The 8,618-nt window shown below is 61.0% G+C and carries 5 protein-coding genes; 3 read left to right on the forward strand and 2 right to left on the reverse strand.

All coding sequences use genetic code 11. The features are described 5' to 3' along the window. Position 1 precedes the first annotated feature (1 nt). From CMG77_RS14595 to CMG77_RS14605, 3 genes are all read left to right on the forward strand, one after another. Positions 2-2,938: an insulinase family protein gene (locus tag CMG77_RS14595; RefSeq protein ID WP_286804304.1), complete on the forward strand. Its 2,937-nt coding sequence runs from the start codon at positions 2-4 to the stop codon at positions 2,936-2,938. A gap of 575 nt (positions 2,939-3,513) precedes the next feature. Further along, positions 3,514-4,365 carry a PP2C family protein-serine/threonine phosphatase gene (locus CMG77_RS14600; RefSeq protein ID WP_286904974.1) on the forward strand — a complete coding sequence of 284 codons (852 nt, stop codon included), beginning with the start codon at positions 3,514-3,516 and terminating at the stop codon, positions 4,363-4,365. After that, positions 4,365-6,716, forward strand: a complete 2,352-nt coding sequence (locus tag CMG77_RS14605; RefSeq protein ID WP_286904976.1) for a bifunctional serine/threonine-protein kinase/formylglycine-generating enzyme family protein — start codon at positions 4,365-4,367, stop codon at positions 6,714-6,716. The genes CMG77_RS14600 and CMG77_RS14605 overlap by 1 nt, the downstream gene beginning before the upstream one ends. Positions 6,717-6,755: 39 nt before the next feature. Here the strand turns inward: CMG77_RS14605 and murB are convergent, their stop codons facing one another. Beyond that, positions 6,756-7,775 (reverse strand): UDP-N-acetylmuramate dehydrogenase, encoded by a 1,020-nt coding sequence (gene murB / locus CMG77_RS14610; protein WP_286804302.1) that lies wholly within the window; start codon positions 7,773-7,775, stop codon positions 6,756-6,758. Between the two features lie 17 nt (positions 7,776-7,792). After that, positions 7,793-8,266, reverse strand: a complete 474-nt coding sequence (locus tag CMG77_RS14615; protein ID WP_286804301.1) for a low molecular weight protein-tyrosine-phosphatase — start codon at positions 8,264-8,266, stop codon at positions 7,793-7,795. Positions 8,267-8,618: the final 352 nt, after the last annotated feature.

An 8,618-nucleotide genomic window follows, 5' to 3' on the forward strand; every position in this document is an offset into this window, starting at 1 on the left:
TATGACCCACACCAGCCATGCCGCCTTTGAGCACCTGCGCAGCCAGACCATCGACTCCCTGAACCTGCGGGTGGAGGAGTACCAGCACAAAGTGACCGGTGCTCAGCACATCCATCTCGCCAGCGACAACCCGGAGAACGTCTTTCTGGTCGCCCTGCGCACTGTGCCCCAGGACTCGCGCGGGGTCGCCCACATTCTCGAACACACCGCGCTCTGTGGCAGCGAAAAGTACCCGGTACGCGATCCGTTTTTCATGATGATCCGCCGGTCCCTGAACACCTTCATGAACGCCTTCACCAGTCCGGACTGGACCGCCTACCCCTTCGCCAGCCAGAACCGCAAGGACTTCGACAACCTGCTGGATGTGTACCTGGATGCGGTGTTTTTCTCCCGCCTGGACGAGCTGGACTTTGCCCAGGAAGGTCATCGCCTGGAGTTCAAGGAACCGGATAACCCCGATTCCCCGCTGACGTTCAAAGGTGTGGTGTTCAATGAAATGAAAGGCGCCATGAGCTCGGTGCCCGCACAACTGTGGCAGTCGCTGTGTCGCTACCTGTTTCCGACCACCACCTATCACCACAACAGCGGTGGCGATCCGGAACACATCCCGGACCTGACCTACGAACAACTCCAGCAGTTCTATCGCACCCATTACCATCCGAGCAATGCGATCTTCATGACCTATGGCGATATTCCGGCGGCGGAGCATCAGGCCAAGTTTGAAGCCAAAGCTTTGCACCGTTTCAAGCGCCTGGATGATGTCATTGCCGTAGGCGAAGAGAAGCGCTACCACGCCCCCATCGCGGTGGAAGAGGCCTACCCGCTGGAGGAAGGCGAAGACCCGACCCACAAAACCCATGTCGTCATGGGTTGGCTGCTGGGCAATATCACCGACCTGGATCAAACCCTCGAAAGCCAACTGATGACCGCCGTCCTGCTGGACAATAGCGCTTCTCCCCTGCTGCACGCCCTGGAAACGTCCGACCTAGGACAGGCGCCCTCTCCACTGTGCGGACTGGATGACTCCCAGTACGAGCTGGCTTTCGGCTGTGGCCTGGAAGGCTGCCAGTTGGAGAAGGTCCCGGAGGTGGAGCAGTTGATTCTCGGTACCCTGGAGCGGGTGGCCGAAGAGGGCGTACCCCAGGAGCTGATTGACAGCGCACTGCACCAGTTGGAATTGCAGCAGCGCGAAGTCGGCGGAGACGGTTTCCCTTACGGCCTGCAACTGATCATGAACAGCCTGCCCGCTGCCACCCACCGGGCTGACCCCATTGCCCTGCTCGACCTGGATTCAGCGTTGGTGAAACTGCGGGAAAAAGTCAAAGACCCGGATTTCATTCCCTCGCTGGTGCGTCGTTGGTTGCTCGACAACCCTCACCGCCTGCGCCTGACCCTTCGCCCGGACAGCCAGTTCACCCGCCGGGCCCAGGAGGCCGAGCAAAAACGTCTGGCCGATATCAACGCCAAACTCACTGACGACGATCGCCAGTGGATCGTGCAGCGCGCCAAGGCCCTGCAGGAACGCCAAGTACAGAAAGACGACGACAGCATCCTGCCCAAGGTCGGCCTGGAAGACATTCCCAAGACCATGGCGTATGTGGAAGGCAGCCGGGAAACCCTCGACCCGAAGAACCCCGCCAGCGACCCGCTGCGCCGCTACGGCGCCGGCACCAACGGCCTGGTGTATGAACAGGTCACCTGCAAACTGCCTGACATCAGCGAGGAGGAGCAGCCGCTGCTGCCGCTCTACTGCAACGCCCTGACCGAAGTCGGCCTGGGCAACCTCGATTACCTCGAGGCTCAACGCTGGCAGGCAAGCGCCGTGGGGGGTATCAGCGCCTCGGCGACGGTGCGTGGCACCACCGATGATGTGCAGAACATTGATGCCTATTTTTCGCTTGGCTCCAAGGCACTGAACCGCAATGCCGGGGCCATGAACGAACTGCTGCGCGCGACCCTGACCGAACCCCGTTTTGATGAACACAACCGCTTGAAAGAGCTGGTCTCGCAGATGCGCGCCCGCCGCGAACAGAGCATCACTGGCAATGGCCACAGCCTGGCCATGCTGGCCGCCTGCGCCGGCATGGCCCCGTCGGCTCGCCTGACCCATCGGATTGGCGGCCTGGAAGGCATCGCCCACCTGAAGCGGCTTGATCAGGCCCTGAAGGAAGGCGAATCCCTGAAAGCCTACGCCGCGCAACTGGCGGGCATTCATGCCCGCCTGCGGGTCGCACCACGGGAGTTCCTGCTGATTGGTGAACCCCATCAACTCGACGAACTGCGCGACACCGTGCAGTCGCACTGGCCCAGCGAGCCGCCGGTGGCCGACTTCCGCTCCTTCGGACTGCCCGCCGTTCACGAGCCCGTACGCGAAGGCTGGCTGACCAACACCCAGGTCAACTTCTGTGCCCAAGCCTACCCGACGGTGCCCTCGGAGCACCCGGACGCAGCCGCCCTGACGGTGCTGGCCGGCTTCCTGCGCAACGGTTATCTGCACCGCACCATTCGCGAACAGGGCGGCGCCTACGGCGGCGGTGCCAGCCAGGACAACAATATCGCGGCCTTCCGCTTCTTCTCCTACCGCGACCCCCGCCTGGCGGATACCCTGAAGGATTTCGAGGCGGCGGTGGATTGGCTGTTGTCCAGCGAACACGAATGGCAGCCGTTGGAGGAGGCGATTCTGGGGGTGGTCAGCAGCCTGGACAAGCCGGCTTCTCCGGCAGGCGAGGCCCGTCAGACGTATCAGGCGGAGTTGTTTGGCCGCACCCGGGAGAAACGCGAGACTTTCCGCAACCGGGTCCTGGGCGTCACCCTGGCCGATATCCAACGCGTGGCCAATGAGTACCTGAAACCAGAACGGGCCAGCACGGCGGTGGTCAGTCACAGCGGAGAACGAGCGGTCCTGGAAAGCCTGGGCTTGGAGTTGCGCGAGCTTTAAAGGGGTATGTTTGTCATTAGCTAAGTAACTTCGGAAGGAATGCTCCGCCTGGGTAGCCGTTAGTAAAGAAGGTGCAGAGAATATGTGACGCCCGGGCCATGAGGGGGAAACCCTTTCAAGACACGCCGTGAACCCATCCCTGGGGGCTCGACGCGCGGAGTCCCTCCGCTTACGGTCTTGAAAGGGTTTCCCCCTCACGGCCCTCAGTGCCGGATATTACTTGGGTTGTTACACAAGCCCTCTTTTGAAAGGTCCGAGTTCCCGGAACGTTACGCTGGCACCGCGGAGGCTGGGTAACCCCTTGTGAGACCGTCNCCCGCCTGGACGGCGGGTGATGAGCCCCCATGGATGNGTTCACNGNGTGTCTCACAAGGGGTTACCCAGGCGGAGCACTGCCTACGAAGCAAAAAGAATAGTCCTCTCCAAACATTGGGACGGTTTCTAACGTGTACAGCCGCTTCGGCACATCGACACCTCAAACCGCGACCTGTTATGTAGTTTTCGACGGCAAAGTGCTTTAGGATTCCCGAGGCGATCCCAAGCCGGTAACATACGATGGTGACAACGGACTAACTATGCCCCAGCCACCCCTGGAATACAGCGCCGCCACCCACGCGGGCCACAAGCGCGACAACAACGAAGACACGCTCCTGAGCCTGCCCGAGCGCGGCCTATGGCTCGTGGCCGACGGCATGGGNGGNCACGANGCCGGCGAAGTCGCCAGCGCCATCGTCCGGGACACCCTGCTCGACCAACAACACAAAAGCCTCACCCAGGCCATTCAGGCCTCCCATCGGGCCGTACTCAAAGCCGCCGCCAATGGCGAAGGCGCGCCGGGCATGGGNTCCACCATCGTCGCCCTGCGCAGCCTCGGGGACGACTACGAAGTCGCCTGGGTCGGCGACAGCCGGGCCTACCTCTGGACNCACACCGANGACGGCGGTCGNCTCGAGCGACTGACCACCGATCACTCCTACGTCCAGATGCTGCTCGCCTCCGGTGTGATTGAAGAAGCGGAGGTCGAGGGCCACCCGGATAAGAACATCATCACTCAATGTCTGGGNTCCTACGAACTNCAGGAGGTCAAAGTCGACTCAGTGCGCGGCCAATGGTTGAAGGACCAGTGGATTCTGCTGTGCAGCGATGGGCTCACCGACGAATTGGATGACGNAGCCCTGGCCCGCCTTCTGTTTCGATGCCGCAGCCCNCGTGCNGCCGTCAATCGGCTGATGCGCGCCGCGTTGGACGCGGGAGGTCGCGACAATATAACCCTGCAGTTGATCCAGTCACCGCTGAGCCAGCGCTCGCGCTGGAGTACGCTGTGGCAGTGGGTGCCGCATATTACCGGTCGGCGCGGCCCGGATCTGGCCCTGTATGCCACCGCCCTGCTGTCACTGGCGTTAGTGCTCTACTGGGTGGCCCGGTAATGCATATTCCCGGCTACCGCATCATTCGCAAAATCAACCAGGGCGGAATGTCCACCGTCTATCTCGCCATTCAACTGAGCGTGGGCCGAGAAGTTGCCCTGAAAGTCATGTCTCCGGCGCTCAATGGCGATCCGGTGTTCAGCGAACGTTTTCAACGCGAAGCCAATATCGTCGGGCAACTGTCGCACCCTAACATCGTNTCCATCTACGATATCGGGCGNTACAANAACCTGAACTACATCGCCATGGACTATCTGGCCGGCGGNTCCATTCACGAAAANATGGCCTCCGGGCTGAGCACTCAGGAAGTCCTGCGGATCACNCGGGAAATCGCCGGGGCGCTGGACCACGCCCATGAGAAAGGCTATATCCANCGGGANATCAAACCCGAGAACATTCTGTTCCGCGAAGACAACTCCGCGGTATTGTCCGACTTTGGGGTCGCCAAGACCGTCAGCTCCGCCTCCCGGATGACCAACGCCGGCACGGTGGTCGGCACGCCTCATTACATGAGCCCGGAGCAGACCCGGGGNAAACCNGTGGACGGTCGCGCCGATATTTACAGCCTGGGTGTGGTCTTTTACGAAATGNTGACCGGNCAGGTGCCCTACCAGGCGGACGAGGCGGTGGCCATCGCCATCAAGCACCTGACNGCGCCCATTCCCAAGCTCCCGCCCCAGTATCAGGCGTACCAGAAGATTCTCAATCAGTTGCTCGCCAAAGACCCGGACAATCGCTTTCAGCGGGGCCGGGATGTGATTGCGGCNATCGATGCACTGGAGGGNCCCGCCGGCCTGGGACAGACGTATTTCACNACCGCNGACTCCACCCGGGTTCAACTCCTNTCNCTGTTCCGGGCACTGTTGGCGACNACGCTCGGGGCCTTGCGAGAACAGATACGCTTGGCGTGGCAGAGCCTGTGCTCGCTGCGNTGGACGCCGCGCCGCGGCCTGTACCGCCACCCNCANATCCGGGTAACCGAAATCAAGGGGCCACTGAATCCGCCCCAGGAACACACCACTGTCATTTCCACCCANGTGCAGCAGGCGGCGCACTACCACAGCCTGTGGCGAGGACGCCGGTTAGTCTCCCGCACTCTGACCCTGGTGATACTGCTGACAGTCATCTGGGGTGCCTTCAGTTTGGCNTTGAACGAATGGNCACTGCCCGGTGAGCGCTGGCTGCCGGACCCGGTGCAGTCACTCGCTCGTCGCACCGCGCACTTGATCGCCCCGACACCGACCGAGCCCCGACCCCAGCCGGTCCGCACCACCGAGATTCCCACGACTCCGCTGGTCTTGCGTCCCGAGCCCGAAACCGAGAATCAGAGCAGCACGGAAGCATTGATGGGGATGAGACCCGAGACACCNGTGGAAACCCCGGCGGCCGCCCCACCACGCTACGAACTGCGNGTCACGCCGGAGCCGGAAAACGCCCGGGTCCGCATTCTGAACATACCGGATCGCTATTACCCGGGCATTCCCCTGTTGCCCGGGCGCTACCACATCGAAACCAGCTATGCCGGCTACGATACCGACACCCGATGGATTGAGGTGGAAGACGAGGCGGTGACGCTGCCGGTNTCCCTGCGCAAAACACCGGTGGCGGGTGCAACCTTTTACAACGAGCTCCGCGACGGCGACCGGGGNCCGGANATGGTGATCGTTCCCGCCGGTCGTTTCACCATGGGCAGCAAACTGGACAGCCGCAGCATGCCCGAACGCAATGTCCGGATTCCCCGGGCATTCGCCATCAGCCGATTTGAAATCACCTTCGCCGACTACGACAAGTTTGCCCGGGCCACGGACCGCCCGCTGCCCGACGACGAGCGCTGGGGACGAGACAACCGGCCGGTGATCAATGTGAGCTGGAACGATGCCCTGGCCTACGTAAACTGGCTCAGTGAGAGCACCGGCAAACGCTACCGCTTGCCGAGTGAGGCGGAGTGGGAGTACGCAGCGCGGGCGGGCACCCAAACCACTTTCTGGTGGGGAGAAGCTGGTGCCGACGCTGACGGACTCGCGAACTGCCGAAGGGGCTGCAACAGTGAGTACACCGGTCTCTTTTCCTCAAAAAGCGCCCCCGTGGGTTCCTATCCGGCCAATGCCTTCGGCTTGCACAGTGTCGCGGGTAATGCGGCCGAGTGGACCCAGGACTGTTACCGGAACCACTTGCTGGAAATGCCTCAGAACGGCACGCCCCTGATCACCGAAAATTGCACCGAGCGGACTATACGCGGAGGTTCGTTTGAGGATTCGGTGGGCAATATCGCCACCCATGTTCGGCGGGGTGCGCCCACTGATTATCGGGACAGTAACCTGGGGTTCCGGGTCGTGGTCGAGTTGTACTGACCGTTCGGCATCGGTAGCCCCGGATAAGGGGCCGGTGCGTCAGGGATAGACCCGGGGTTCGGGCTCAAGATCCACACCGTACTCCGCGGCAATGGAGTGACGAATCTCTTCGGCCAGAGCCAGCACTTCCCCACCGGACGCCCGGCCCGGATTGGTCAATACCAACGCCTGATGCGCGTGCACCGCCACCGGCCCACGGGCCACGCCTTTCCACCCCGCCCGCTCGATCAGCCATCCGGCGGCAAGCTTCACATGGCGCGCATCCACCGGGTAGGAGACCAGCCCGGGATGACGGACCTGCAGTTCGAGAAACTGATCCAGCCCCACCAGTGGATTCTTGAAAAAACTTCCCACATTGGGAATCTCCACCGGGTCCGGCAGTTTGCTGCGACGAATCCGGCACACTGCCTCACTCACCGCCACCGGCGTCAGTTCCGCCATGGGTATCGCGCCCACCGCTTCTTTCAACGCCGGATAAGTCACTTTCAGATGCGGTTGCCGAGACAGTTTCAAAGTCACCGATAAAATGATGTACCGGTCCTTACCGGCCCGTTTGAACAGGCTATCGCGATAACCGAATTCGCAGGCGTCTTTATCGAAGCGATGCACCTCACCGGTCGCCACATCCATGGCCTCCAGCTCCGAAAATACATCTTTCAGCTCCACACCGTAGGCACCAATATTCTGAATCGGCGCCGCCCCCACAGAGCCCGGAATCAGCGAAAGATTTTCCAGCCCCCAGTATTCGTTCGCCAGACAATACTCAACCAGTTCATGCCAGTTTTCCCCGGCGGCCACGCGAAGCCAGACGTGATGGCGATCTTCCTGAACCAGGGTTTTTCCGGTCATGCGCATATGCAGAACCAGGCCGGGAAAATCCGCACGCAACACGACATTGCTACCGCCACCGAGAATCAGAAGGGGCAGATTTCGATCCCGCGCGAACTGGCGCAACGCAGGCAGTTGCGCCTCATCCGTGACCTCCGCATAGTGCTGCGCTTTGGCCGGCACTGCCAGGGTGTTGTAGGGTTGAAGGTTGATATTCTCTTGTATATCCACGCGTTCCGAGTCTCTCATTACCGCTGAGTTTTGATGTGTTGAAGCAGACCGTCGCAGGCGCTTTCAACCAGATCGAGCACCAATTCAAAACCGTCGCCTTCACCGTAGTAGGGGTCGGGCACTTCGCGATAGTGGTCGTTGTCACCAAACTCCAGGAATAAACCGAGATGCCCACTGTAATGAGCCGGTCTCATGGCTTGCAGGTCCTGCAGGTTGCTGTGGTCCATGGCGAGGATGTAATGGTATTCGTCAAAGTCGGCCGGGTTCACCTGCCGGGCCCGAAGCTGACTGAGGTCATAGCCGCGTTTGAGCGCCGCACGCTGGGAACGCGCATCGGGCCCTTTGCCAATATGCCAGGCACCCGTGCCTGCGGAATCAATCTGGATACGTTTCTCCAATCCCGCCTGCCGGACTTTCTCTTCAAATATCCCATGGGCGGTCGGCGACCGACAGATGTTCCCCAAACACACAAATAAAACATTAACGCTCATGTTTAAACCTTTCTAATCTCTGTTTAGTACTGGTACTTTCAGCCAAGTCCGCAGCGACACCGAACACCGTTTTGGGGGACGCTACAAGCACATCCATGTGAGCTCATCGGCGCGCCATCCCTGGCGGCCGACGCCCCCAAAACGGTGTTCGGTATCGCTGCTCCGTGCCACTCATATACCGTTGTGGATACCACTGATACGGCATTTTCAGTTGAGGACAATTCGATGGCACGGAGGCGTCAGAGGGGCAGATAGCGTTTGGAGACTCTCGGAGACATGGATGTCGACGAGAAGCCCCCATGGATGGGTTCACGGCGGGTCTCAAAACGCTATCTGCCCCTCTGACGCCGGA

It is taken from the genome of Marinimicrobium sp. (assembly GCF_002695945.1).
GTDB classification, from domain to species: domain Bacteria; phylum Pseudomonadota; class Gammaproteobacteria; order Pseudomonadales; family Cellvibrionaceae; genus Marinimicrobium; species Marinimicrobium koreense.